The sequence below is a fragment of the Anderseniella sp. Alg231-50 genome (genome assembly GCF_900149695.1).
Taxonomy (GTDB): Bacteria; Pseudomonadota; Alphaproteobacteria; order Rhizobiales; family Aestuariivirgaceae; genus Anderseniella.
The window spans coordinates 1,719,298-1,744,419 of sequence record NZ_LT703003.1 but is presented as its reverse complement, the minus strand read 5'-3'; the positions used below and the strand labels follow the sequence as shown (position 1 = coordinate 1,744,419).

The window sequence follows — 25,122 nt, the reverse complement described above, 5'->3', positions numbered from 1 at the left end:
ATACCAAAGGAAGTAGTTATTGATCCATTTGACCGGTTTTTCGCGTTTGCTGGCTAGGCATGCTTCACGCCTTGGTCTGGCCGACCACAAGTGGAGCATAACGACGTCCGGCGAACGCGAAAAACCGGCCTTCGGTGGGTCAAATCCGTCACTCTGGTGCGTTCCGGCGCTTGCCCGATGCACCGCATCGCGCTACGCACCGCGCCTGCCAGAGTGACGGATTTGACTCCATCAAACGGATCAATAACTACTTCCTTTGGTATAATTGCAACGAGCTTGGCAGGATGCGAATAAATGGCACTTAAATGGTCGGCGGAACAGGTATTCGAATTCGTGAAGACGGAATTCCCGCAGGCCCTGCGCGATGGCGTGAATTATGAAGTGGTGAAGCTGGAGCCGGAAGAAGCCCATATCCGCCTGCTCGCCGGCGAACAGCAGTTGCGTCCCGGCGGCACGGTTTCCGGACCGGCCATGATGGAAATGGTGGACTTCTCGATTTACGTGCTGCTGCTGGCGCACCACAAGGAGGCAGCACGTCTTGCCGTGACCACCAATCTGGCAATTTCGTTCCTGCGCAAGCCGCAGCCAGGACCCATCGTGGCCCAGATCCGCCTGATAAAGCACGGCCGCACTCTCACCGTGGCCCGGGTCGATATCATTTCCGAAGCCGACGACAAGCTGGTGGCAAGCTCGGAAGCGACATATTTCATGGGCAGTGTGTGAGGTAAAATAATACCACATATATATTATATAATTAAATCAATATCATAGATGAATTATGAATTTCACAATGCGCTTGACCCGACCTCCGGACCGGCGTAGAACCCATCGCCAGCAGGATACGCGATCTTCAATGGGTCCAAAGGTATCCGGTCTGTAACTTAATCACTCAGGACTGACTGTCATGAAAACCTTTTCCATTCGGGCATCCGAAATCGAGAAGAAGTGGATTTTGATTGACGCTGAAGGTCTGGTTGTAGGGCGCCTCGCCGCCGTTATCGCCACCCGTCTTCGCGGCAAGCACAAACCTTCTTTCACCCCTCATATGGACATGGGCGACAATGTCGTCGTCATCAACGCCGACAAGGTGGTGTTGACCGGCAACAAGCGCACCCAGAAAACCTATTATCGCCACACCGGTTATCCCGGCGGCATCAGGGAAGCCAAGGCCGACAAGGTTCTCGATGGCCGTTTCCCCGAGCGCGTGCTGGAAATGGCCGTCAAGCGCATGATGCCTGGCGGTCCGCTGACCCGGGATCAGTTGTCGAACCTGCGCATCTTCGCAGGCTCCGAACATCCACATGAAGCACAGCAACCCGAGATCGTCGACGTCAAGGGCATGAACCCCAAGAACTCGCTGAGAGGTTAAGGCAATGGCTGAAGAAATCACCACACTGGAAGACCTCGGCGAAGCACTGGGCGCGACGCCTGAAGCTGCTGCGGCACCTGCGGAACCGAAAATCGACGCCCTGGGCCGCTCCTACGCGACCGGCAAGCGCAAGGACGCGGTCGCCCGCGTCTGGATCAAGCGCGGCAATGGCAAGATCACCATCAATGGCCGTGAAATCGAAACCTATTTCGCTCGCCCTACCCTGCGCATGATCATCCAGCAGCCGCTGGAAGCGTGTGAGCGCAAGGACGAGTTCGACATCGTCTGCACGGTTGGCGGCGGCGGCCTGTCCGGTCAGGCCGGTGCGGTTCGCCACGGCATCTCCAAGGCGCTGACCTATTTTGAACCGGCACTTCGCCCGGCCCTCAAGAGCGGCGGCTTCCTGACCCGCGACTCGCGTGTCGTCGAGCGTAAGAAATACGGCAAGGCCAAGGCCCGCCGCAGCTTCCAGTTCTCGAAACGCTAAGCCGCAACGGCTTCCACGAAATGCAAAACCCCGGCCTGAGTGCCGGGGTTTTTTTATGCTGATCGGCCATCGGGTTAAAACCGGATACAGCCCAAATCGCTCAGATGTCCTGTGTGATCTGCGCGGCCGTGGCACACTTCCAGCGCTTCACCTGCCACTTTGGATGGCCGTTGCTCCATTGCGCGATCTGCGCCTGCCCGCCCATCAGGCATTGCATGGGCGACACTGACTGGGCGGAATAGGTCAGGTGGACATTTTTGCAGGTATCAGCCTCGGCAAGGAGGCAGACAGACAGGACAAGCACAATCATCTTCTCAACCTTTCATAAGGCTGGCAGGTGCTCTGCTGAAATCTTCTTATAGGCCGTCTTTTTCGGTTGTCAGAGCCCGCCAGGCGGGTGGCTCTTTTTCCTGCAGAAAGTTTGAGCGTCAAAAGTTAACAATTCCGCAAAACCGGCAACCGGATACATCGGCATACCTAACGTATTGAAAAATATATACAATCAAGCGCTTCACTTCTCGCCATGTCAGGAGTGCCGAATCACTGAAACGATCATCACGGATGTGCGTTTCACATCCGGTTTTGCCTGCTTATCGCAAATTCGATCACGAAACCCGACATGCCGGGGTCAGCTTGCCGTTTCCGGCGCAGGCAGCAAGTCTTCATAGTGCTTCCAGTAGTCAACGAACCTGTCTGTCAGCTTGATTTCGCAGGTATGATCGTGCGCATCCGGCAGGGCAACTCCCAGAAAGTCCATTACACTGGCAACCGCGTCATCGGGCGACGTGACAACATCTTCATAGCAAAGTGTCAGAAAATCCTGCCCCAGATACTGCTGCCAATGAGAAATCTGCCGCTCAAACATGGCGTGATATTGCATGAATGAAGCAAAATCCCGGGTGTAATTGTACTGATTCATGAAGTGCTTCATGAAGCAGAATATGAAAATATCCTTTGGATTTCTGTCCAGGTAGAGGAATTTTGATGTCGGGAACACATGACGCAAAACTCCAATGTTGAGGAAGTTCTGCGGCAGCGTATTCACAATGAACCTGGTTGTGTGGGGCAATGAAAGCTGCTGCATTATGCCGTCGCAATATTGTTTTGCATGCAGGTTGCGACGCGCTGGTCCCAGGGATTTCAGCCGCTCGGCAAAGTTTTCAGGTATCTGGCCTTCCGGCCCCACGAAAATATCGGCGTCAATGAAGAAGCGAGGTGATATCTCGCCGCATGCGGCAATCTCCGGTGATCGGGTCAACAGTGTTTCCAGTGTCGTTTTCCCCGATCTCGGCATCCCGACAACAAACACGGGAGTGACGGCACCGGATTGCCGGTCGGCGGTCGTATTGCCATCATTGACCATTTCCGAAAGGTCCATGCAGCCCGTGATCGCCTTGCCAAAGACATCAAAGTCAAATGGCTTGGTGGATTGCGCCTTTGCGTCGGCAAAATACCTGTAGGCGTCTGCGTAATGCGACTGCTGGTCTGCAATACGACCGGCGGAAAACTTCAGCAGAACCTGGTGTTTTGCCGAAAGCGTTTTTCCGGCAAGCCGCGAAGCAACCGCCTCGCAGGTTTCTCCCGTCCAGGTTTCCGGTGGCAATCGGATCAGTTCGTACAGGGCTTCCACGTGCATGTTGTGCTTTTGCATCAGCCGGTCCAGCACCTGGCGAGCCTCCTGATACAACTCCAACTGGGACAGCACGATCGCATGCGTCATGACGTCGGATACCGCCCTCGCGGCCAACTCCGGTGGCTTGGTCAGCATTGATCTTCCCGCTGCCACATCACCTGTTTCAGCCTGAATGCGCGCAACCAGCAATCGCGCAAGCGCCATGGCGGGATCATGGGCAAGAGCATTTGTGAGATGTCTCAGCGCCAGCTTGAAACGCTTCATCAGATAATAGCCATACCCGACAAAATACTGGGTCGCGGCGTTTTTGCCACTGTCGTGCTTGCCCCACCTGGACAAAAACCTGATTGCCCCGCGATAATCATGCTGCTGGATCAGCGCGAGGCATTGCAGATGCACAGCATCCGGGTTCCCCGGATTAAGCCGCAGTACCTGCTCATAATGTTGCATGGCCTGACCAGCGCGTCCCTGCGATTGCAGTGCGTGGCCCTTTTGCAACAATTGCGGCACATGGGTAACCGCCGCCTGATTTGACGGGTGCACCGTCCTCAAATTGTTCTTTTGACGTTTCTTCATGAGCGCGGGGTTCGAAACCAATCAGTGGTGAGCAGACTCAAGTGCAAAGCGCGGCCATATGGCAGCCTCGCATTAGCATGACCGGGAGCCAGATACAAAAAGGGCCCGGCATAGTTGCCGGGCCCAGAGGATTCAATCTGAACGCTGTCTCGTCAGCGTCGTCACAGTTTACAGTTCATCAGGCCATGCAAAGGCCCGGAACAGGTCCGGCATATTGAAAGTCCCGGCACCCTCGACATCTCTCTGGCGCAGGCTGCCCGCGCCGACATCGACCCGGAAGCCTACCAAGCCGGCGTGACTGACCGCATCGGGGGTAGTGGTGCCATCTGTGGAATCTTCCACAAAATGGCCCCGATAGGCAACGAACCAGCTGAATGGCCCGGACAGTTGCTGTTCATACTCAGCCCCCCAGGCCGCGGTAAAGCCAACATCATTGTCATCGTCAAAATTGCCGAATCCACCCATGAAATCAATTTCGAATTTCTGGTCATCCGTTGGGAAATAACGGAAACCTACGCGACCGAAACCGCCTGCTTCCCAAGTGTCAGAACAGGCGCCATTTACACAAACGACACCGCCAGCTTGCGCAAACCAGGTAGATTGTGCACCGAAACCTGCGAATTCCAGACCGCCGAATACATGCTGTGCATAATCATCGCTGTCGGCAAATTCCGTATGGGCCAACGCCCCGAAGAGACCCCATGTGTTGTCCTGTGACCGCGACAGCCAATGGCCAGCACCGGAAAAGTGAGCACCGCCGCCGTGCCCACTTGAGCTATTGTCATCGGTGGTTGTATGACCTGCCCCTGCGATTTCAAACAGCCAGCTTTCTCCGGCTACCCGTGCATCTCCACCAAAAATGAAATACCCGTCTTCATCAAACTCAGCATCATCGGAGTCAAGGACTGCGCCACCGCCGTAAATTGACATGACCGAGCTGACCGACGGCAACGATGGCTCCGTGAAATCAGCCGCCGACGCCTGACCGGCACCGAACACCATCATGGCCGCAATGCTTGATTTGATAATATGTTTCATGACAACCCTCACTTCGTTGGGAACAACTAACCTCTGCACTACAAGCAAGAAATGCCTGATTATCAGGCAAACGCAAGTGAAATTGAACCGGGCACGGATTTTTTCAAAATGTGTTGCCAAAATGTCACAGTTGGGTATTTGAAGTGTTTTCTGGTGACGGCAGGCGAGGTTGCGTTGCCGGCTGTATGCGCGCCTGAGAGCAAGACATCCCGGTTTTTCGGCACAGTTGCGCGGCTCGCTGGCCTTGCACCAATCCGGGGGACCTGCCGGAAGCATCAACGCCATCGGCATGCATTGGGCAAAATTTTGCCGCTATTTCGCCCGAACTCATCCATTCTTCACTCCTGTGAACAACTTTGAGCTGAAAACATTCCGGTTTTCGGGACGACAGGCCGCAACAGCTTTCAGGAATCACCGGACCCCGGCCATGTGTTCCGCAGCTTCCTGTTGCGGTTGCAGCGTTTGCGTCATTCGGCCGTAATCTGTGCCACGTGCATATCCGGGCGCACAACCACGGCGCCTCGATCCGGCAATCCTGCTTTGGCGGCGGTCACCGCAGCTTCGCCTGTGACCTCGATTGCGGTAACCGGCCCGGTCCAGCCCGCAATGTCGCTTGCCTTGGCACCATCAAACCGAAGCACGACATATCCAGGATTTGCGAGCCATTCAAAGCTGTTTCCGCCGTCCCATTCAAACCAGGGAAACCGATCCCCGCTTCGAATTGAACGCGAGCCGGATCCGTCGCTCAGGGAACTCTTGCGGTAATCGATAACCGTCTGCGAGATGGTCTTGAACAGCAGCCGGCGGGTTTTTTGAAAGCGCAGCACCGTACTCAGCCAGTGCGGCAGAATGCGGGTGCGGACAAACTCGGCAAGCGCGGATTTCGACACCAGCATGGTGAATGCCCGGTCCGTCGTATGAACCAGCCGCATCCCGAACGGCCTGCGTTCTTCACTGTAGGAGCTCAACAGGTCCGGCCCGGCCCATCCATTGACCACGGCAGCGAGTTTCCAGCCCAGATTGACGGCATCACCAAGCCCTGTGTTCATCCCCTGCCCCCCGGCCGGGCTGTGGATGTGCGCGGCATCGCCGACCAGAAAGGCATCGCCAGAGCGAAAACTGTCCGCAATCCGGTGGTGAACCCGATAGGCGGAGTACCATGTGTGGCTGGTGATCTTTGCCGGAATCCCGAGATTGTCCTCGATATGGGCCTTTAACTGGTCGAACGGGAAGTCATCCGGATCGGCAATGGAAAGCGGCAGAACCCCGATTGCCCGATAGTGGTTGCGGCCCGGCATCGGGAAAAACGCGAAAAACTCTGCCTGGTTGAAGACCAGCAGCAGGCCGTGTTTTTCCAGGTCTATGTCCAGGTTGATGTCAGCCACAAAGAACGATTGTTCGTTGGTAGCCCCCCTGAACGGCATGTCGAGAAAGTGCCGTACCGGACTGCTGGCGCCGCCGCATCCGATAAGATACCGGCACCGGAATGGTTCCGAGGTCCCGTCTGAGCGTTTCAAGGTGCCGGTATAACCGTCAGCATGACGTTGCAGGTCCGTAACCTCGGTCGACCACTGAACTGCGCCTCCGCGCGAGGTGATGTGATCCAGCAGCAACGCCTCATTGCGCGATTGCTCCAGAATGAACAGAAACGGGTACGGGCTGAGCCCGGCACCGATCTCGCCGAACTGGGCGGTCGCCCTGATGCGGCCGTTGATGATGAACCGCGCACTTTCCGCCATGAAGCCGTCATCAATGGCAGCGTCGGCAATGCCGAGCTGACGATATTGTTCAAGCGTCCGGGCCTGCACGGCCAGGGCTTTGCTGACCTCGGTGACACCTTTCTTGCGGTCGGCAATGACATGTGCCGCTCCATAGCGGTGCAACTGCGCCGACAACATCAGGCCGGTCGGTCCTGCCCCGACAATGAGGATGGGTGTCTTTATCATTGGCGATACCCGGAAGTTCGCCTGGATTTTTTAATCAAGGCCAGTGATTTGTAAGCACTGACGCGGCCTGCCCCGAAGGTTTCATCGCGGCCCGGCCGGCCTAGATCGCCGGCCGTTTCGCTGAGCGCCCGCAGCACCGCCTTGGCCGTCAGTTTCGGTGCGCGCCCGACAATGAGCGCGATTATGCCGCTGACATGGGCGGCGGCAAATGACGTGCCGGTCTGCAGCAGGTGCGCATGCCCAAGTGCCGGTGCCAGAATGTCGACACCGGGAGCAGCGACTGCGATGTAGCTGCCCTGGTTCGCAGACCTGTACACGCGGTCGGCAATGTCGGTTGCGGTGACCGCGATAACCTGTGCATAGGCCGCCGGATAGGCTGAAGGCGCATTTGCACCGCCATTTCCGGCAGCGGCAACAATGATCGCCCGCTTTCGATAGGCGGCGATGATTGCATGGCGCAACAAGGGGTCATGCGGGCCTGCAAGGCTCATATTGATGACCCGGGCACGCTTTGACACAGCCCAGTCAAGGCCGCGCAGGAGGTTGGCTGTAGTGGCAATCGCCGGACGGCCTGAGCCGGACGACTGGAACACGTTTACATTCAACAAAGCGGCTTCGGGTGCGACCCCGCGCAGCAGCCCGCGCGCCCTGATGATGCCGGCGATTGCGGTGCCGTGATCGCCGGGCCGGATTGCGGCTTTGCCGGCGGCATCAAATGACGCCACAACCGCTTTGGCGAGGTCGGGATGGGTCACGTCAATGCCCGAGTCGATGACGGCAATGCGTACGCCGCGGCCGCGCGCCAGCGAATGTGCCGATATGATATCGGCCTTGCTCAGCGCATACTGCAGTCCGGCAGCCGGTGTTTTTCGGCCACCGGTCTGTGCGCGATACTGGTAATTGGGTTGCGGTGCCATAACCCTCGGATCGCTGCGCAATGCTGCGACCACCTGGGCAACCGTGCGCCTGTCGCGAATACGGAAACGCACCAGGCGCGCGTCAATACTGCCAAGGCTCCAGCGGCCGGCAATCTCAAGGCTGAATTTCCTGGCAACCGCATCAGCTTCAGCCGCTTTGGCGGTCCGGCGCATCATCACCAGCACGTCTCCGGCAACAGTGCGCGGAACTCCGGCGCCAGTCGCGGCAGGAAGCCCGGCACTTGCAGGCACGGTATCGCTGATCTGCCCCGCCGCTGGCTTGCCGGCACCGGGCACTGCCAGGCGCTTGCCATTCCGCATGCACGCGTATACACGCCGGCTGATTTTATACCGCCTGGCTTTTCGTGGACAGCGGCAGCGCCGGATTTTCACAAACCCGCCAATGCAAACCGTATGGGCGCGGCGGCGAGCGGTAACAGTGGGCTTTTTCGGTTTGTGATGCTTGCGCCTGTAACGCCGCTTCCTCATGCGATGCATGCGGCGAAGGACATGCCGCCGGAAGCGCTTGCGCATCCGCATGCGCATTCTCCATCTGCGGGAAACCAGAATCGGTTCAAGCAGTGTTCCGCCCTGAAGTGCGGAAACCGGCAGTATTTTGGCAGGAATCGCCGCCGCCCCGGCAGTAGCGCTGCCCGCCGCAAGCAGGCAGACACACATCGCGCCCAACGCAGACAAGAGAGCGAAACGGTTACGTATTCCTGAATGTCCGTATCTTGGCATGGCGCTGCTCATCTGGTTTCCGTGACCAGGGTCACCAGGTCGGATCGCGCAGACAGCGCCGCGAGCAATCGCTGACGATCACCCTTGCGGAGTTTGGCCGGGCCAATGCGAACCTTGAACAGCCGCCCTGCCCAGGGACCTTCGGTGATTGTCATATCCAGCTCTTTCAAGAGCCGTGCAATTTCCGGGGCCGATGCGGTATCAGTGAAACGGACAAGCGCAAATGTTCCTGCTCCCACGGTCCGCGCCTCGCCGGACGCTTCACGATAGCCCTGAACGGGCTCCGGCTGCGCAAGCAGGAAAATGGCGGCACCCTGTGCGAAAATTGTCAGCGCAGCGGCAGCGCCGACCCAACCAACCGAGCCCGAGGCCGGTGCCGTCAGCAGATGCTTGAACCGGTGCCACAGACCGGCACTCTCGTTGTCTGCACCGGATATAACGTCCGTCACAAATCGGTCGGCGGTCATAATCGGCACCGAAGACCCGGTTTCGTTGAGGTGCAGCGCCTCGTTCCGTTCCTTGGCGATCAGGTCCAGGCGATCCTGCATATCCGCATGCGACGCCAGATAGGCCTCGACGCGGGCAGTGTCCTCAGGATCGAGCTTGCCGGTGTGATACCACGGCAACAGCATTTCGATCTCGTCATGCCCGGAGATAATATTATTGCTTGAATTCATGGCCAACCTCGATCCACACCTGCCGCTGTCAGAAGCGCCTGAAGCTTCTTGCGGGCATTGAATAATCTGGCTTTCACCGTTCCCTCGGGAACGTTGAGAACGTTGCTTGCTTCCCTGATCGACATCTCGTGATAATAGACGAGGTCGATAATTTCGCGGTGCAGTGGCGCCAGCGCGTCGGCGCATTTGCGCAGCAATGCGCTTTTGCCGGCTTTCTGGCTGGCGACCTCCGGATCATCCTGCAAATCGGGAATTTGTGCGGCATGGTCCTCGTTCCAGCACAGCTCGCGCCGTTTTCTGAGCACGTTGAGCGACCGGTTATGGGCAATCGCTAAAATCCAGGTTGAAGCCGATGAGCGGCCCTGGAAGTTACGGGCACCGCGCCATACCTCCAGAAAAACTTCGTTGGTCACTTCCTCTGCGATGGCCGGATTGCGCAATATCCGCTCGATGAACCGGAAGACACGCAGCTGGTGGCGCGCGAACAGGGTTTTCATGGCTGCCGCATCAGCATTGGAAATACGCGCCATCAGGTCGCGATCATCAGCACCATGGTTCTCTGCCTGCTTGACCGGCCGACTTGCCGGGGACGCTTGGCCGCGGATTGCCGCCGAACGGGTACCGGTACAATGTGACCCACATCCCGCAGCTTGTTCGCCGGGGGCCAGGGCAAGCTCACGCAACTCGCCTGCGGCGGCACCGTTGCCTCGGGCCCGCAGGCGCCTGCGTGCAGATAATTGCGGGAACATGAAGGGCGGTTCAAACGTGCTCATGCCGCCTCCGGGAAATCCTTTGTGTCGTGTCGGTCGTCACGCCCCGCCCGCTAAGGTGCCGGCTTGGCAATACGTCGCCCCGAGTTGGCAGAACAGGCACCAACGAAGCGGTGATGACGACGACTGTGTCGATCGATCCGGCCTTGTTGATACCCATAATGATACTCCTTCACGTCCTGGCTTTTTTCTCTCTCCCGTCTTGATAAGTCGCTGCATCAGAGGTCACGGGTCCATGTAACGTTAGTCACATCACGCCGAATTCGGTTGTGTTGCACGATGCTCTCTTCCAGGCGGACCTGCCATTGGATTAGCCATCTGGTGAGCGGCACCGGCTCTCTGTTCCAGTTGGACACTTGATACTCACATCACCACACCCGGTCTGTGAGGATTTGCACAACCAGCCAAAAATTTGAGAACCGTCCTGGCCATCATTGGTCAGCGCGAGCGCAGTTTTCAGCCAAAAATATCAATATCGAAAGGACGCTCCGCGGCGCAGCAACTTGCAGGCGACAGACGCGCCGACCGTGATGCAGGTCAACAATTTTCCGCTCAGGCCACAACCAGATGACGCCCGGGCGTGACTAACGAGGTGACAAGAACGCGAAGCAGACCTTCGTGAAAATTCAACTCTTAACAGCCGGCACACCGGCAGGAGATCACCAATGTTAGATAAACTTTACAGAACCAGTTCCACACAAGCCTTATGCGCTTTTGCGCTGGCTGCCACGGCGGCCATCGTCTTGAATTCCGGCGATGCGCGAAGCGCTGCGGCAACAGAAAGCATGCTGGTCCCGGGCGACTCTGTCGTAACCGGGTTTTCCGGCGTAATGCACTCTGCCGACCCCGTTTTACCGGGCAGCAGTTCGGTGCAGGACCGCTTCATCGACCCTGACGGACCGTCCGTTCAAGTCCTTTCACTCTCCGATTTCGGACGCGCGCCGCAAGGGGCGCTTTCAGACGCTGCAATCAAGCATCGCATTACCGCCGGCCAGGTTGGCCAGGTGTTTGCAATCGCGTTGGATGACGGACGCGACAAAGCAGCTCCCGACATTTATCTCGGCTCGACATCCTATTTCGGCCTTGAGATCGTCATTCCTGATCGCAATGGCGACGGCAAGGCCGATCGGGTGAAAATAGGTCACCCGGACGCACATTGGATGCCCGGCCAGTTTGGCCCGAACGGCAAACCCGGCTCGATCTGGCGCGTCAATGGCCAGACCGGAGAGGTCACGCTTTTCGCCGCCCTTCCAGACAACAGCGGAGCCGGTGTTGGCGACATTGTCTTCGACAAGGCGCAGCGCCAGTTTTTCGTATCGGATCTCGATACAGGCCTGGTCTACCGCATCAGCCTGGACGGCACGGTCATCGACAGCTTCGACCATGGTGTTGCGGGAAGATCTGCTGTCGGCCTTGCTGCAATCGAGGACGACGGCAGGATTGCAGACATCAGCAACTCGTCGTTCAATAGTGCGGATCCCGCCACCTGGGGTCATACCCAGAAGCACCGCCGGGTTGCCGGCATGACGCATTATGACGGCAGACTCTACTATGCCGTTGCCGACGGGCCGCAGATCTGGTCGGTTGGCATTGCTGAAGATGGCAGTTTTTCCGGTGATGCCCGGCTTGAACTGGTTGTCGAGGACCTGCCTGGAACCGGTCCGGTGACCGACATGCTGTTCGACAGGTCGGGACGGCTTTACCTGGCCCAGCGTGGCGAGCAGCGCGCCAGTGATGAGCCATCGAGTTTTGCCGGGCCCGATACATCGGCAGTTGTAAGATACAGCCGCTCAGACAGCGCCGGCAGCGGTGACGCCCCGGTCTGGACGAAAGATGCAGACGGCTACGCGATCGGCACCTCTGCAGGGCATAACCAGTCCAATGGCGGTATTGCACTCGGCTATCAGCATGATCAATCCGGTGGCCTGCAACACGGCAGGCCCGACGCAACCTTATGGGCCACGGGTGACCGGCTGCGCGCCGGAACACCATCAGGTGATGCAGCCCCGGCACAGCCACGCCCGGACGTTCATGGTCTGCAGGGCAACGATGTCTCGCTCATGCGCCCGCTTAACGTTCCGCCGACACAGTCTTACTTCGTTGATTATGACGGCAAGTTCGGCGACCCGGCCAAGTCCGGCCATATGGGCGATGTGGAAATCTGGCAGTCGGACGGCGGCCAACCCCCGCAACCGGACAACGACCTGCTTGCAGAGCCCGGTTTCGAGGACCCGGATGTCGCCGGTTTTGAACCTCCCACGGACGGGCACCCGCCGGACGTACCGCCGGAGTTTCCGCCACCGGACGTTTCGTTCAAAACCAACCTGAAGCTGACCAAGCGGGTTTTGTCCAAGCCTTGCAAGACCGTCGCAAGCGGCTGGAAATGTCGTTACAGGATACGCATAAGGAACACCGGACCCGACACCTATGTCGGCCCGATCCAGATTTCCGAGCGCCTGGCAAATGCGGGCGGAGCCACGCTCAACTTCAGTTCATCGTGGAACTGCTGGACGGTTGGTACAGCCAGCTATAAGTGCAGGTTGCCGAACGTCGAGTTGCCAAAAGGCGCCAGCGTGACTTTGACCGCGGTCGCCAGGGTGCCGGCAAGTTTCGCAAGGTGCCGCCTGAAGAACATTGCGAAAATCCGCCTTGCCCCCGGCGGTTCGCGGTGGAACACCAACCCGCTGGATGATCGTGGTGTCGCAATCGCGAAAATTCCAAACGAGGATTGCGGCAACCCGCCACCGAAGCCCACCAATCTTTCATTGAAAAAGAAGGTAATGTCGTGTGGCGAAGATCAGAACAAGGTCGTGTGTTCATATCGGATCACCGTGACGAACACGGGCCCGAACACGTACGACTCACCTCTGATTGTCCGCGACGTGCCGCAGGCCGGCGCCATCGCGCCGCAGTTTGGATCACCTTCCTGGAATTGCGTGCCCGGAACCGGCAATGGCTACAAGTGCACTTATACCGGCACAAGCCTTGCGCCCGGCAATACAACTACATTGCTGACGTGGATGGGTGTTCCCAAACAGGTCGTGCGCAATAACAATTGCCGCGTCAGAAACTATGCCGGCATCGTGCGCGCACCGGGTGGTTCACCGCAAAACAGCAACCCGCAGGATGACAGCGAGCTGGCGATCGCGCAGATTCCAGAGGAAATGTGCGGCAAGGATCTCGAACCGGATCCCCTGCCACTTACCAGCAATCTCAAGATCGAGAAACAGGCTGGTGAAAGCTGCCAGATCGCTGACGGCAATCGCTGGTGCGTCAACTGGCAGATCAAGGTGACCAATACCGGTCCGGCCAGCTTCAATGATGTCATCCGGTTCAAGGAGCAGTTTCCCGCCGGTGCCACGTTGACCCCCCTGTCAACGGATCTGTCCTGCACGGGCTCCGAGTGCCAGACCAGTTCCGCGGTTGCCTTGACTGCACCGGGTTCGGTCAGGTCGTTCTATGTCCGTCTTTCGGGATCGGCAGCGCTGGCCAGGCGGCTCAAATGCCAGGTCACCAACCGGGTGAAACTGATCGCTCCGACAGGCATTCCGAACAAGAACACCGACAAGAGCGACGACCGGGCAAAGGACACGGCGTCACTGCCGGCGGAGTTCTGCAAGTGGAAGCCGCTTGATCACACGCCGGCTCCGGGTCCTGGCACGGTCAAACCGCCATCTGACAAGTGTCGCCCCGGATTTTCTCCGGTGCATGGCCGGTGCCTGCCGACCGTCGGCAGTTGCCCGCGCGGCCTGAAGAAAGTATCGGCTTCGCGTGTTCGCAAACTGCGCCACAAAGGATGGACCGTTCGCCGTGTTGCGCAGGCCGGTCGCGCGCTGTGGTGCGGTAAACCGGGCAAGAAGCAAGTGCTCAAGTGCCGCAAGACCTGGAAAAAGGTCGCAACGAAGCACCGCATTCCCAAAGGCTGGAAGAGCTACAGCATCGGCCGCGGCAGTGCCCTGATCTGGTGTGCCAAGAAGGCTCGCAAGCAGGTATCCAAGTGCCGGCGCCCGGCGCGCTGGAACGGGAAGAAGTGCGTATGCCCCGGCCACAAGAAGTGGAACGGCAAACGTTGCATTACCCCGAAAGTCCGTTCATCGAGGAAATGCAAATCAGGCTATGTAGGACGCAAGCCAAACTGCCGCCGGATATCTGCACCCAAGCGGAACAGACACCGCAACCGGCCTGGCCGCAACCGCCGCTAGAAGCCACGCGGACTTGAACAAGACCGGCGCCGGATGCTGACCGCATCCGGCGCCAATATTTTAGCACTAATCAGGCTGGTCACCCGGGGCCGTGACTCTAATTGTCCTTGTTCCCCGCCATGCCACCAGTGACCTCTTCGGTCTGATCTTGACCGATTTCCTCGGGCAGCACCAGGTTGAGAACGATGGCAAGGAATGCCGCCGGCAGCAGCCCTGACGTCAGCAGGACCTTCGCCGTGCCGGGCAGGTGGAACAGTGCATTCGGCTCCAGTTGAAGGCCGAGCCCGACCGAGATGGATATTGCGAAAATCACCATGTTGCGACGGTTCCAGTTGACGTCCGACAGCATCGAGATGCCTGCAGCAACCACCATGCCGAACATGACGATCACGCCGCCGCCGAGGACTTCGATCGGCACCGTCGAGATCACCGCGCCGACCTTCGGGAAGAACCCGCCGGCAATCAGGAACAGCGCCCCGATGGTCACGACAGTCCGGCTCATGACACCGGTCATGGCGATAAGACCGACATTCTGCGAAAACGAGGTATTTGGCAGCGCACCAAAAAGCCCGGACACGAAGGTGCCGATGCCGTCGGCAAATGTCGCCCCGCGGATCTCCTCGATTGTCGCTTCACGCCCTGCCCCGCCCTTGGTGATGCCCGAAACGTCACCGACGGTTTCAACCGCGGATATGAACGACATCAGGCAGAACCCGATTATCGCGGCAACGGAGAAGTCAAAGCCGAAATGGAACGGCTGCGGCAAAGCGAAGACGGCTGCGCGGCCAACATTGGTAAAACTTACCATGCCCAGGAAATAGGCCACGATATATCCGGCGATCAGGCCGATGAGGACGGCCGCGACCGAGACAATGCCGCGGGTGAAAAATTTTACGCCGAGCGTAACCGCAATCACCACGAGCGCCACGCCCCAGTTGAGCAGCGAGCCGTATTCGATACCGGAGAGGTCCGCCGGGGTGCCGGACGCCTTTGCAGCAGCCAGCGCGCCGGTCAGCTTGGCCATGGCGGGAACCCCGCCGGCAGCGTACTGGATGCCGACCTTGACCAGCGCGAGACCGATCATGGTGACGACCAGGCCGGTGACAAGCGGCGGCAGCGCAAACCGGATCCTGCCGATCACCGTGCCCAGCAAGGCATGGAACAGGCCGCCCACGATCACACCGCACATCAATGCCCCCATGGCATCGACACCCTTGCCGGCCACCAGCGGGATCATGATCGGAATGAAGGCAAAGCTGGTGCCCTGCACAATGGGCAGGCGAGCCCCGACCGGGCCGAAGCCGATGGTCTGGATCAGGGTTGCCACCCCTGCAAACAGCATCGACATCTGGATCATGTATATCAGGTGCGGGAAGTCCGGCGAGTTTGACCCGAAGCCAAAACCGGCGGCGCCTGCAATGATGATCGCCGGCGTCACATTGGAGACGAACATGGCCAGGACATGCTGTATGCCCAGCGGAATTGCGGACGCCAATGGTGGTGTGTAGTTGGGGTCTCGTAACTGCTCGGGCGTGCCGAGCGATGAATGTGCAGCCATTTTCGTCCTCCCCGCTGTCCGTCCCCTGTCGTTCAGACTGTTATGACTGCAGCAAGCGGGTCAAGTCAGCCTGTTCACAACTTCAGCCGCGATGTCGGCAATGGATCGGCGACAGAAGCTGCAACGCTGATGGTTTACCGCCCGCCCGGGGCCGGGAACGGACATGGTGGACACCATTCGTCGGCGTAACTAGCATTCACGAATTACTTTTATTTTCCAGGCGTACAATTTGCCATCGCTCCCAAAACCACTGTCCCTGATGAACACTTGCAGCTTTTCCTGTGACCGCTGCATGATCAATAAGGAAGATGAACGGAGAGAAAACATCGAGGCCGTAAAGCAAGCCGCCGGGCAGTCTGACCTGACGATCGTCTCAGTCCACACACACGATGAGACGAGGTGGTTATCCGGCTATGTGTCAGATGTGCTTGCTGCCGGTGCGGACATCGTACACGTCCATGGTGTCCATGCATTGTGCGGCATCCAGATCCGCGATGGCCGTCCAGTTTTTTTCGGCCTGGGCAATTTCGTGTTTCAGACAGCGCAAATCACCCCGCTGCCCGCTGAGGCCTACGAAGCTGTGGGGCTCGACGACACGGCAAGCCCTGCCGATGTTCTGGAAGCCTCAAGGCCCTGGGCTCAGTCTTTCAGACGCAATATCTTTGAAGCGTGCGCAGCCCGCTTGACGTATGCCGATGATCGTCTGACAACCATCGAGCTGGTCCCGCTGGACCTGCAGTTTGGCAAGGGTCTGGATGATCTGGGCAGGCCGCAACTTGCAGGTCCGGAAATGGGCAGAAGTATTGTCGGGGAAATCGGCTTGCAGTCTGCCCGGTTCGGAACCAGGGTTCGCTATGACGCTGCCACCAACACCGGGCGTATAGATGTTCTTTAGGCGACCAACCCTCAACGATCATCGGACAATAACCTTCCGGCGGTTAATGAGGAAAAATGTACTTGGCCCGCTGCGGGGATTGCGTGCGCCGCGCATCCCGACCGCAATGATTACCGGGTCTAGTGGCAAAACGACAACGTCAAGAATGTTGGCGCACATACTTGCATGTGCGGGCCATACGGCCGGACTTGCATGTACGGATGGTATCTATATCGCAGGCCGGAAAGTTCGGGATGGCGACAGTGCCGGCTATGACGGGGCAATGCGGGTATTCGCTGACAAGTCCATCGATGCCGCCGTACTCGAGACGGCAAGAGGCGGGCTGATTTCCAGCGGTCTCTATACCCGGCGCTGCCATGTCGCTGCATTGCTCAATGTGCAAACCGGCCAGGTTGGGATTGACGGCATCGATACACTTGACGCAATGGCAGCGCACAAGCGGCAGGTGACAGATGCGGCAACCGATCGTGTCATTCTCAGCCTTGATGATGACCGGTGCCGGAGCATGGCAGATCAATATATCCCATCGAAAACCACCTTCTTCTGCATTGATCCCAGCCGCAGCGATATTGCAGAAAGAATAACTCTGGGGAGCAGGATCTGCACCCTCGACGAAACCGGTGAATGGCTTGTGTTGATATCGCCGGAAAAGGCGCATCAGAAAATTGCGCGCGTCAACGACATCCCGGCAACCATGTCAGGCATAGTGCAGCACAACCTGCTCAATGCCATGGCTGCCGCCGCCCTCGCTGATGGTATGCAAGTGGCAACCGAAACCATTGCTCAGGGACTGATGGCATTCGAAAACTCGTTGGACATGAACCCGGGGCGTTTCAACATTATTGATGACTGTCCATTCACGATGGTGTTGGACAAAGCCTTGAGCCCACCCTCGCTGAGAATATCCATCGGGGGTTTCCTGCAGCTGCCTTGTGAAGGCCGGCGTTTTTGCATGATCTCCTCTGTCGGGAACCGGCCGGACAGCACGTTTGACGAAATGGCCAGCGTTATTGCAGGCCGGTTTGCGCGCTACATCTGCTTTGAGACAGACTATTTTCGTCGTGGTCGGCAATCCGGTGAGATTGCCCGGCGACTGTCACAAAGCCTGGTTGCGCGAGGCGTTGATGAAGCGCACATAATTTGTGTGGAAACCCCCGGCGACGCCCTCAAGCACCTCAAATCCCTGGCGACCGGTTCCGACATGGTCTTCGCCAACATGTTGTCACCGGACGAGCTTGACCAGGTTGCCGGACCAAAACTGGAAACCCCTTTATTGCCGTGACGCAATGTTGATAAGTTTCGATTGCGAAGTGAAGGTTGAAGATGCACTGTGCAACAACCTTAGACAGGTATTTTTCGATATATTGAGGCAACTGTCCCGCATCGCTCCTTGAGCAATATGCGGAACGAAAAACTGAAAGGAGATCCGAAATGATCTTTTCACCTGAACCCGACATCTCGCCGGAACCTGAAAACAACAAGTAGACGCAAGTTCTGAGAGATTGAAAACAACACGTTTCAAACGCTTCGGTTGTTGAAGCAGTGATCATCTCCGGGCATTTATCAGAATCGAACCCCGGCCAATGACCGGGGTTTTTTTATTGTGCCGTTTCAATGGGAAAACGGCAAACGCAAGCTTTCCGAAACCGGATTCCAGGCGCAATTGCCGGCATGAAAATCCCTGAACGTCTTGCAAAGGCTGAATGTCATCACCCATGGCATGATCGGATTGGTCATGCCGAACTATGAACAAACCTGGGCCAACATCCGCAAGCTGGCGGATGCTCCGGCCACAGTGGCTTCCATGTCGTTCAAGTCGAAGGAATACGCTTCCGGCCCGAGCAACTCCGGCCCCGCTGCTGTTCCCGGCAGCGAGGCCGACCCTCCCCCCGGGCTTCGCGGTCAGACAGTTGTCTCTGCACTGAGCTGCTTCGCAAAACTTGCAAAGAATTTTGCAGCCAGCTTTTTCGATGTACCGGTAACCAGCCGGCTGCCCAGTTGGGCAAGCTTGCCGCCGATGGCGGCCTTGGCCTGGTATGTCAGCACTGTTTCGTCACCGTCTTCGGCCAAATTCACATCCGCACCGCCCTTGGCGAAACCGGCAACGCCGCCATTGCCTTCTCCCTGCAGTGAGAAACTCTCAGGCGCCTCGCTGGGATCGAGGACGACATTGCCGGAGAAGCGGGCTTTCACCGGTCCGATCTTCAGCGTCACCTTTGCTTCAAGCTCGGTATCGGAATGCTTGATCAGTTCTTCGCAGCCGGGAATGCACTTTTTCAGTATCTCGGGGTCGTTGAGGGCTGCGTAAACCTGGTCTCTCGGCGCGGCGATCCGAATTTCGTCCTGAAGTTCCATATTCCCTCTTCCTTTTGATGCTCGCCCGGTACAGGAATTCACCTTGGGCTGACAGTGGTTGTCTTGCTGAATGCTTTTTTGCTTGGTCTTATGAGGTGGTGCCCTGCATAACTGCGTCACCGCGTTGGCCTTGCCTGCGAAACACAGTTATCTCCGCCAGAATGGACAAGGCGATTTCCTCCGGTGTGATGGCCCCGAGGTCCAGACCGGCCGGTGCTTTGATACTGTCGAAACTGCTCTCGCTGACCCCCGTGCTCGTCAGCTTTTGCCGCAGTGATTTCACTTTGGCCTTGCTGCCCACAAAACTGGCGAAATCGGACGGCAGTGAAAGCGCGTCTCTGGTGGCCGCCTCATCGCCGTTGCCCTGGGTGGAGATCACCACAAAGCGCTGCCGTTTACCCGCCATGTCGGGCGTATACCGGGCGACGAAATTTGCAGGGGTGTCAAACTCGCCGTGTTGATCTTCCGGCGCGCAAACCGTGCAGAAATACCCAACTGCAGGTGCCATTTCAGCCAGCGCGACGGCAACCGGGCTGGATCCGAAAATCACCAGTTCAGGTTTTGGCAGAACCGGCTCGACGAAAACATCCATTGTCCCCTTGCTCGGGCAGAAATTGGCAGCAAACCTGACACCGCCCACTTCCTCGCCAGAGGTGACACCTTGTTCATCGAGCAGGTCTTCCGGCTGGATCGAAACCAGTTGCGGCGTGCCGGACGCAATCGCCTGTCTGGCCGCTTTGACAACGGCTGCCCTCGCACAACCACCGCCAATCCATCCGTCGCTGATGATGCCGTCCGAACGCACCAGTGCCCTGGCACCGGCCTTGGCAGCGGTCACTGATACGGTTCGCACCACGGTGGCCAGCGCAAACGCCTCGCCTTCCGCTTTCAATTCAGATGCCAGCTCCAGGATGTCCGTACCGCTCATCACAACGCCTCCAGATGAGGAGTGACGGCTTTCAGCGACTCCAGGGTGTTGGCAGCGGCAAATAAGTCGACGAACGGCAGTGCCGCCGCCATGCCTTGTGCAACCGGCGCATAGTCCTTCCATCCGATCAGGGGGTTGAGCCAGATGACCTTGCACCCGCGTTTCTTCAGGCGATGCATCTGCGATGCCATTTCCTCGGGCGCATCGGTGTCATAGCCGTCCGACAATATGATCACCACGGTTCGGCCATTGACCATGCTCCGGGCGTACTGCGCATTGAAACTGGCAAGGTTGCCGGCGATCTTGGTCCCCCCGCCAAAGCCCTGCGCCATCATCGACAGCCGGTTTATGGCTCGCAACGTGTCGTGGTCCCGCAACGCCTCGCCGATGTTCACCAGCTTGGTGTGGAACAGGAAGGCTTCGGTTTTCTGGTCCGCGCTCATCAGGCCCTTTAAGAAAGCCAGAAACACCCGCGCATAGACGGTCATCGACCCGGATACATCCAGCAGCGTCACCAGGGTTACAGGCCTGTCCGGTTTTTTGAGCCTGAACAGGCTTAGTGGTTCGCCACCGGTCTGAACCGCGGCACGCGCAACCCGCCTGAGATCGATCAGTTTGCCGCGACTGTGGGCGCGCCGGCGGCGCGAGCGCCGGTCCCGGAATTGCCGGGCGATCAGACGGGCAACCTGCTCCGCCTGTGCCAGAGCTTCCGGTGTCATCATCTCGCGGAAATCGGTTTTCTCCAGGTTTGAAACCCGGCTTGCAACCAGTTTGCCTTCACCGCCTGCCGACGCCTCGCCTGTCCTGTCGGCGTCGACTTCCGACTGTGCACCGGATGAACCGTCGGTGGTCCCGTCGTCTGCCTGGCTGAGATTGGAGCGCTGGCTGGCATTATTGCGAATTTCATCGCGGCGTTCGGTGCCGCTTTTTTCACGCCCCCGGTTCAGCCAGAACGCCGTAAACAGTTCGTCGAACCGTTCAAACCCGTCCTCATTGCGCGCGCAGATGGCCTTCAGCGCCATCCGGGCAGCGTCCACGTCGACCACGTTGATACTCGCAAACGCCCGCATGGCCGCATCGGTTTCCACGAAACCGACCGGAATGCCGTTGCCGCGCAGGTGTGACATGAAATCGGTTACCCGCTCGGCAATCGAGCCGCTGCGCTCTAAAAACCGGGTCGTTTGCATCACGCTGCCTTGCCGACAAGACGCTGTGCGACCTCGGGCGGGACCGCAGCCTGGTCGGCTTGTGTCTTCAACAGGCAGACCAGCGTTGCCTGCAAGGTTGCCGGATCGTCGCTGAGGTCATTTATGCCCAGCCCGGAAACCGCCGCCGTCCAGTCCAGTAATTCCGCCACGCCCGGTTTCTTCTCCAGGTCTTCCTTGCGCAGCGCCTGCACAAACCCGACGATCTGTTCGGCAAGGTGTCCGTTCAGCTGCGAGAAGTGAGCCTTGAGGATCACCAGTTCGGTTTTCTTGTCCGGATAGTCGACGAACGAATAAATACAGCGCCGGCGCAGCGCATCCGACAGGTCACGCGTTCCGTTAGCGGTCAGCACCACATGCGGCCTGGTGGTTGCGGCAATAGTGCCAAGCTCGGGAATGGAAATCTGGAAATCCGACAGCAGTTCCAGCAGGTAGGCCTCGAACTCTTCATCCGCCCGGTCTATTTCGTCGATCAGCAATACCGGCGATACGTCCTGCTGAATGGCTTCCAGCAGCGGCCGCTTCAGCAGGTATTTTTCCGAAAAGATCCTGTCCTCGATCTCCGATGACGCAGCACCCTCATCAGCCGCCGCGCGAATGGACAACAACTGTCTCTGATAGTTCCACTCATAGATCGATGTCGCGGCATCCAGGCCCTCATAACACTGCAGGCGTATCAGCCGGGTATCGAGAACGTCGGCAAGTGTCTTGGCGATCTGCGTCTTGCCGACGCCGGCCGCACCTTCCAGCAACAAGGGCCTGCCAAGCGACTGGGCAAGATGAACCGCCATGGCAAGTTCATCGGATGCAATATAGCCGGCATTGGCGAGGTCAGATCTGATGTCTGTCCAGGTCATTTTGTCTGCTCACTCCCTGCGCTGAAACATGCCGGGCACAACACCTAGTCGTGCATGCCGAGGTCCCTGGCGGTTTTCCAGATGCGCCAATGGTCATGCGGCATGTCCGTGTGGGTGTGATTTACCCCGAACGCCCGGAACGCATCGTTTACCGCGTTGGAGAACGCAGGCACGCCGCCCACATTGGGACTCTCGCCGACCCCCTTGGCGCCAATCGGATGATGCGGGCTCGGCGTCTCGGTAAAATCGGTCTCGTAGTGCGGAGTTTCCCATGCGGTCGGAATGAAGAAGTCCATCAGCGTGGCCGTCTTGTGTGTGCCCATTTCATCATAGGCGATCTCCTGGCCCATGGTGATCGCCAGCGCCTCGGTCAGCCCGCCATGCACCTGGCCCTCAATGATCATCGGGTTGATGCGTGTGCCGCAATCGTCCAGGGCGTAGAATTTGCGGATTTCATGCTCGCCGGTGTCGACGTCGATATCCATCACGCAGACATAGGCCCCGAACGGATAGGTCATGTTGGGCGGATCATAATAGCTCACCGCCTCAAGGCCGGGTTCAACACCCGGGATTTCCTGGTTGTACGAGGCGTAGGCCACTTCCTTCATGGTCTTGAAGCGCTCTTCGGCGCCCTTGACCACGAAGCGGTCCACATCCCACTCGATGTCGTTGTCGTGCACTTCCAGCAGGTACGCGGCGATCATCTGCGCCTTGGCGCGGATTTTCCGGCCCGCCATGGCGGTGGCAGCGCCTGCAACCGGGGTAGACCGCGAGCCATAGGTGCCAAGCCCGTAAGGTGCGGTATCGGTGTCACCTTCCTCGATGGTGATGTCGTCAGCCGATATGCCGATTTCGCTGGCGAGAATCTGGGCGAAGGTTGTGGCATGACCCTGGCCTTGCGAAATGGTGCCGAGGCGGGCGATGGCCGAACCAGTCGGATGAATGCGGATCTCGCAACTGTCAAACATGCCCATGCCGAGAATGTCACAGTTTTTCATCGGCCCGGCACCGACGATCTCGGTGAAATGGCACAGGCCGATGCCCATCATCTTGCGGGTCTCGCCTTTCTTGAAGGCTTTAACCCTTTCAGCCTGTTCCTTGCGCAGCCCGTCATAGTCGACAGCCTTCATCGCCTTGTCCCACGCCGTATGGTAATCACCGGAGTCAAACTCCCAGCCAAGCGCCGAATTATACGGAAACTGATCCTTCTTGATGAAGTTGATCTTGCGCAGTTCACCGGCGTCCATGTCCAGCTTGATGGCCAGAACTTCAATCATGCGCTCGATGAAGTAGGCTGCTTCGGTAACCCGGAACGAGCATCGGTAGGCGACACCGCCGGGCGCCTTGTTGGTGTAGATACCGTCAACCGCCAGGTATGCGGTCGGGATGTCATAGGATCCGGTGCAGATGTTCATGAAGCCTGCCGGAAACTTGGTCGGGTCCGCACACGCGTCAAACGCACCATGATCGGCGATTGTGTGACACCACAGGCCGGTGATCTTGCCTTCCTTTGTTGCCGCGATCTTGCCGGTCATCCAGTAATCACGCGCAAATGCCGTGGCCATAAGGTTGTCCATGCGGTCCTCAACCCACTTGACCGGCACACCGGTCACGATGGATGCAACGATGGAACACACATAGCCCGGATAGACACCGACCTTGTTGCCAAATCCGCCGCCGATATCAGGCGAGACCACCCGGATATTGTGCTCGGCTATGCCTGACAGCAGCGAGGCAACGGTGCGCACCACGTGCGGCGCCTGGAAGGTGCCGTACAGTGTCAGCTTGCCGTTGACCTTGTCCATCGACGCCACGCAGCCACAGGTCTCCAGCGGGCACGGATGCGTGCGGTGATAGTAGACGGTTTCTTCCGCCACCACGTCGGCACCCGACAACACGGCTTCTGTCGCTTCCTTTTCACCCTGTTCCCAGGTGAAGATGTGGTTGGGGTGCCGCCGGGCGCCGTGCGCCCCGGTCTTCTGATCGGCAATGTCTTCGCGCAGGATCGGCGCGTCATCCAGTTCGGCTTTCATCGGGTCGACGAGAACCGGCAGTTCTTCATAATCCACTTCCACCAGTTCAATGGCGTCAGCCGCGATATAGCGGTCTTCCGCCACCACGAAGGCCACTTCCTGGCCCTGGAACAGGACCTTTCCATCAGCCAGAACCATCTGCTTGTCGCCCGCCAGCGTCGGCATCCAGTGCAGGCTGAGCGGTTCCAGGTCGGCTGCCGTCAAAACCGCGATCACACCGGGCAGCTCAAGCGCCCTTTCCGCGTTGATCGATTTCACCCGGGCATGGGCATAGGGCGAGCGGACGAAATCACCGAACACCATACCAGGCATCTTGATATCATCGATGTAATTGCCCTTGCCCTGGGTAAAACGAGAGTCCTCGACGCGCTTGCGCGACGTTCCAAGCCCCTTGAGGGCAGCGGCGCGTTCGGATTTTGTGGGGGTCATTTCATTCATTGTGCCGCCTCCCTGGCTGCATTCATTTCAGACGCTGCCGCCATGATGGCCTTGACGATGTTCTGGTAGCCGGTGCAGCGACACAGGTTACCCGCCATGCCGAAACGCACTTCCTCTTCGGTCGGGTTGGGGTTTTCCTGCAGGAACCGGTGCGCACGGGTGATCATGCCGGGGGTACAGAACCCGCACTGCAAGCCATGGTGTTCCTTGAACATCTCCTGCAGCACGTGCAGGTTGTCCGGCGTCCCGAGACCTTCAATCGTGGTCACGTCAGCGCCATTGGCCTGTGCTGCGAACACCGTGCAGGATTTCACCGACTTGCCGTTCATGTCGACGGTGCAGGCGCCGCAATGGGAAGTTTCGCAACCGATATGGGGGCCTGTGAGGTCCAGCCGCTCTCGCAAAACGTGGATCAGCAGTTCACGGGGTTCGGCAAGCGTTTCCACCTGCTTGCCGTTCACCGTCATCTTGATGTGCATTTTTGACATTGTTGTATT

20 protein-coding genes are annotated in these 25,122 nt (G+C 58.3%); 6 read left to right on the top strand and 14 right to left on the bottom strand.

All coding sequences use genetic code 11. The annotated features are described in order from the left end of the window. Nucleotides 1-294: 294 nt before the first annotated feature. The 3 genes from DHN55_RS08195 to rpsI all read left to right on the top strand — a co-directional run bounded on the left by DHN55_RS08195 (nucleotide 295) and on the right by rpsI (nucleotide 1,856). Nucleotides 295-723: a hotdog domain-containing protein gene (locus DHN55_RS08195; protein WP_108880812.1), complete on the top strand. Its 429-nt coding sequence runs from the start codon at nucleotides 295-297 to the stop codon at nucleotides 721-723. Nucleotides 724-904: 181 nt separating this feature from the next. Further along, nucleotides 905-1,369 (top strand): 50S ribosomal protein L13, encoded by a 465-nt coding sequence (gene rplM / locus DHN55_RS08190; protein ID WP_108880811.1) that lies wholly within the window; start codon nucleotides 905-907, stop codon nucleotides 1,367-1,369. A 4-nt stretch (nucleotides 1,370-1,373) separates the two neighbouring features. Continuing rightward, nucleotides 1,374-1,856: a 30S ribosomal protein S9 gene (rpsI, locus tag DHN55_RS08185; protein ID WP_108880810.1), complete on the top strand. Its 483-nt coding sequence runs from the start codon at nucleotides 1,374-1,376 to the stop codon at nucleotides 1,854-1,856. Between the two features lie 100 nt (nucleotides 1,857-1,956). Here the strand turns inward: rpsI and DHN55_RS08180 are convergent, their stop codons facing one another. The 7 genes from DHN55_RS08180 to DHN55_RS08150 form a co-directional block, all read right to left on the bottom strand. Further along, on the bottom strand, nucleotides 1,957-2,166 hold the full coding sequence (locus DHN55_RS08180) for a hypothetical protein (RefSeq protein WP_108880809.1): 210 nt from the start codon (nucleotides 2,164-2,166) through the stop codon (nucleotides 1,957-1,959). A gap of 318 nt (nucleotides 2,167-2,484) precedes the next feature. Next, complete coding sequence (locus tag DHN55_RS08175) at nucleotides 2,485-4,065, bottom strand: sulfotransferase (protein ID WP_108880808.1); 1,581 nt, start codon at nucleotides 4,063-4,065, stop codon at nucleotides 2,485-2,487. Nucleotides 4,066-4,233: 168 nt separating this feature from the next. Beyond that, complete coding sequence (locus DHN55_RS08170; RefSeq protein WP_337660056.1) at nucleotides 4,234-5,103, bottom strand: hypothetical protein; 870 nt, start codon at nucleotides 5,101-5,103, stop codon at nucleotides 4,234-4,236. Between the two features lie 467 nt (nucleotides 5,104-5,570). Continuing rightward, entirely contained in the window at nucleotides 5,571-7,049 is a 1,479-nt protein-coding gene (locus tag DHN55_RS08165; RefSeq protein ID WP_108880806.1) for an FAD-dependent monooxygenase, read from the bottom strand. Next, on the bottom strand, nucleotides 7,046-8,287 hold the full coding sequence (locus tag DHN55_RS08160) for a S8 family peptidase (RefSeq protein ID WP_337660055.1): 1,242 nt from the start codon (nucleotides 8,285-8,287) through the stop codon (nucleotides 7,046-7,048). Before DHN55_RS08160 ends, DHN55_RS08165 begins: the two co-directional genes overlap by 4 nt. A 428-nt stretch (nucleotides 8,288-8,715) precedes the next feature. Further along, nucleotides 8,716-9,384 carry a hypothetical protein gene (locus DHN55_RS08155; protein WP_337660054.1) on the bottom strand — a complete coding sequence of 223 codons (669 nt, stop codon included), beginning with the start codon at nucleotides 9,382-9,384 and terminating at the stop codon, nucleotides 8,716-8,718. Beyond that, complete coding sequence (locus tag DHN55_RS08150) at nucleotides 9,381-10,157, bottom strand: sigma-70 family RNA polymerase sigma factor (RefSeq protein WP_337660053.1); 777 nt, start codon at nucleotides 10,155-10,157, stop codon at nucleotides 9,381-9,383. The genes DHN55_RS08155 and DHN55_RS08150 overlap by 4 nt, the downstream gene beginning before the upstream one ends. Nucleotides 10,158-10,819: 662 nt before the next feature. On the opposite strand from DHN55_RS08150, the gene DHN55_RS08140 reads away from it, so the two are divergent. Then, on the top strand, nucleotides 10,820-14,356 hold the full coding sequence (locus DHN55_RS08140; RefSeq protein WP_337660052.1) for a hypothetical protein: 3,537 nt from the start codon (nucleotides 10,820-10,822) through the stop codon (nucleotides 14,354-14,356). A 97-nt stretch (nucleotides 14,357-14,453) separates the two neighbouring features. On the opposite strand, the gene DHN55_RS08135 is transcribed toward DHN55_RS08140, so the two are convergent. Continuing rightward, nucleotides 14,454-15,914: a solute carrier family 23 protein gene (locus tag DHN55_RS08135; RefSeq protein WP_108880801.1), complete on the bottom strand. Its 1,461-nt coding sequence runs from the start codon at nucleotides 15,912-15,914 to the stop codon at nucleotides 14,454-14,456. Nucleotides 15,915-16,206: 292 nt separating this feature from the next. Between DHN55_RS08135 and DHN55_RS08130 the strand changes: the two genes are divergently transcribed. Together DHN55_RS08130 and DHN55_RS08125 are read left to right on the top strand one after the other, a co-directional pair. Continuing rightward, a complete protein-coding gene (locus tag DHN55_RS08130) occupies nucleotides 16,207-16,809 on the top strand; it encodes a CapA family protein (RefSeq protein WP_337660051.1) in 603 nt (200 codons plus the stop codon). Further along, nucleotides 16,799-18,091 (top strand): Mur ligase family protein, encoded by a 1,293-nt coding sequence (locus DHN55_RS08125; RefSeq protein ID WP_108880799.1) that lies wholly within the window; start codon nucleotides 16,799-16,801, stop codon nucleotides 18,089-18,091. The genes DHN55_RS08130 and DHN55_RS08125 overlap by 11 nt, the downstream gene beginning before the upstream one ends. Before the next feature lie 620 nt (nucleotides 18,092-18,711). Here DHN55_RS08125 and DHN55_RS08120 read toward each other — a convergent pair. The 6 genes from DHN55_RS08120 to DHN55_RS08095 form a co-directional block, all read right to left on the bottom strand. Next, complete coding sequence (locus DHN55_RS08120; RefSeq protein ID WP_108880798.1) at nucleotides 18,712-19,164, bottom strand: SRPBCC domain-containing protein; 453 nt, start codon at nucleotides 19,162-19,164, stop codon at nucleotides 18,712-18,714. Nucleotides 19,165-19,252: 88 nt separating this feature from the next. After that, complete coding sequence (locus tag DHN55_RS08115; RefSeq protein ID WP_443111092.1) at nucleotides 19,253-20,092, bottom strand: XdhC family protein; 840 nt, start codon at nucleotides 20,090-20,092, stop codon at nucleotides 19,253-19,255. Next, a complete protein-coding gene (locus tag DHN55_RS08110) occupies nucleotides 20,092-21,279 on the bottom strand; it encodes a VWA domain-containing protein (protein WP_108880796.1) in 1,188 nt (395 codons plus the stop codon). The genes DHN55_RS08115 and DHN55_RS08110 overlap by 1 nt, the downstream gene beginning before the upstream one ends. After that, on the bottom strand, nucleotides 21,279-22,154 hold the full coding sequence (locus DHN55_RS08105) for an AAA family ATPase (protein ID WP_108880795.1): 876 nt from the start codon (nucleotides 22,152-22,154) through the stop codon (nucleotides 21,279-21,281). The genes DHN55_RS08110 and DHN55_RS08105 overlap by 1 nt, the downstream gene beginning before the upstream one ends. A 44-nt stretch (nucleotides 22,155-22,198) precedes the next feature. Then, complete coding sequence (locus DHN55_RS08100) at nucleotides 22,199-24,625, bottom strand: aerobic carbon-monoxide dehydrogenase large subunit (protein ID WP_108880794.1); 2,427 nt, start codon at nucleotides 24,623-24,625, stop codon at nucleotides 22,199-22,201. Then, nucleotides 24,622-25,113 (bottom strand): 2Fe-2S iron-sulfur cluster-binding protein, encoded by a 492-nt coding sequence (locus tag DHN55_RS08095; protein WP_108880793.1) that lies wholly within the window; start codon nucleotides 25,111-25,113, stop codon nucleotides 24,622-24,624. Before DHN55_RS08095 ends, DHN55_RS08100 begins: the two co-directional genes overlap by 4 nt. Between the last annotated feature and the right edge of the window lie 9 nt (nucleotides 25,114-25,122).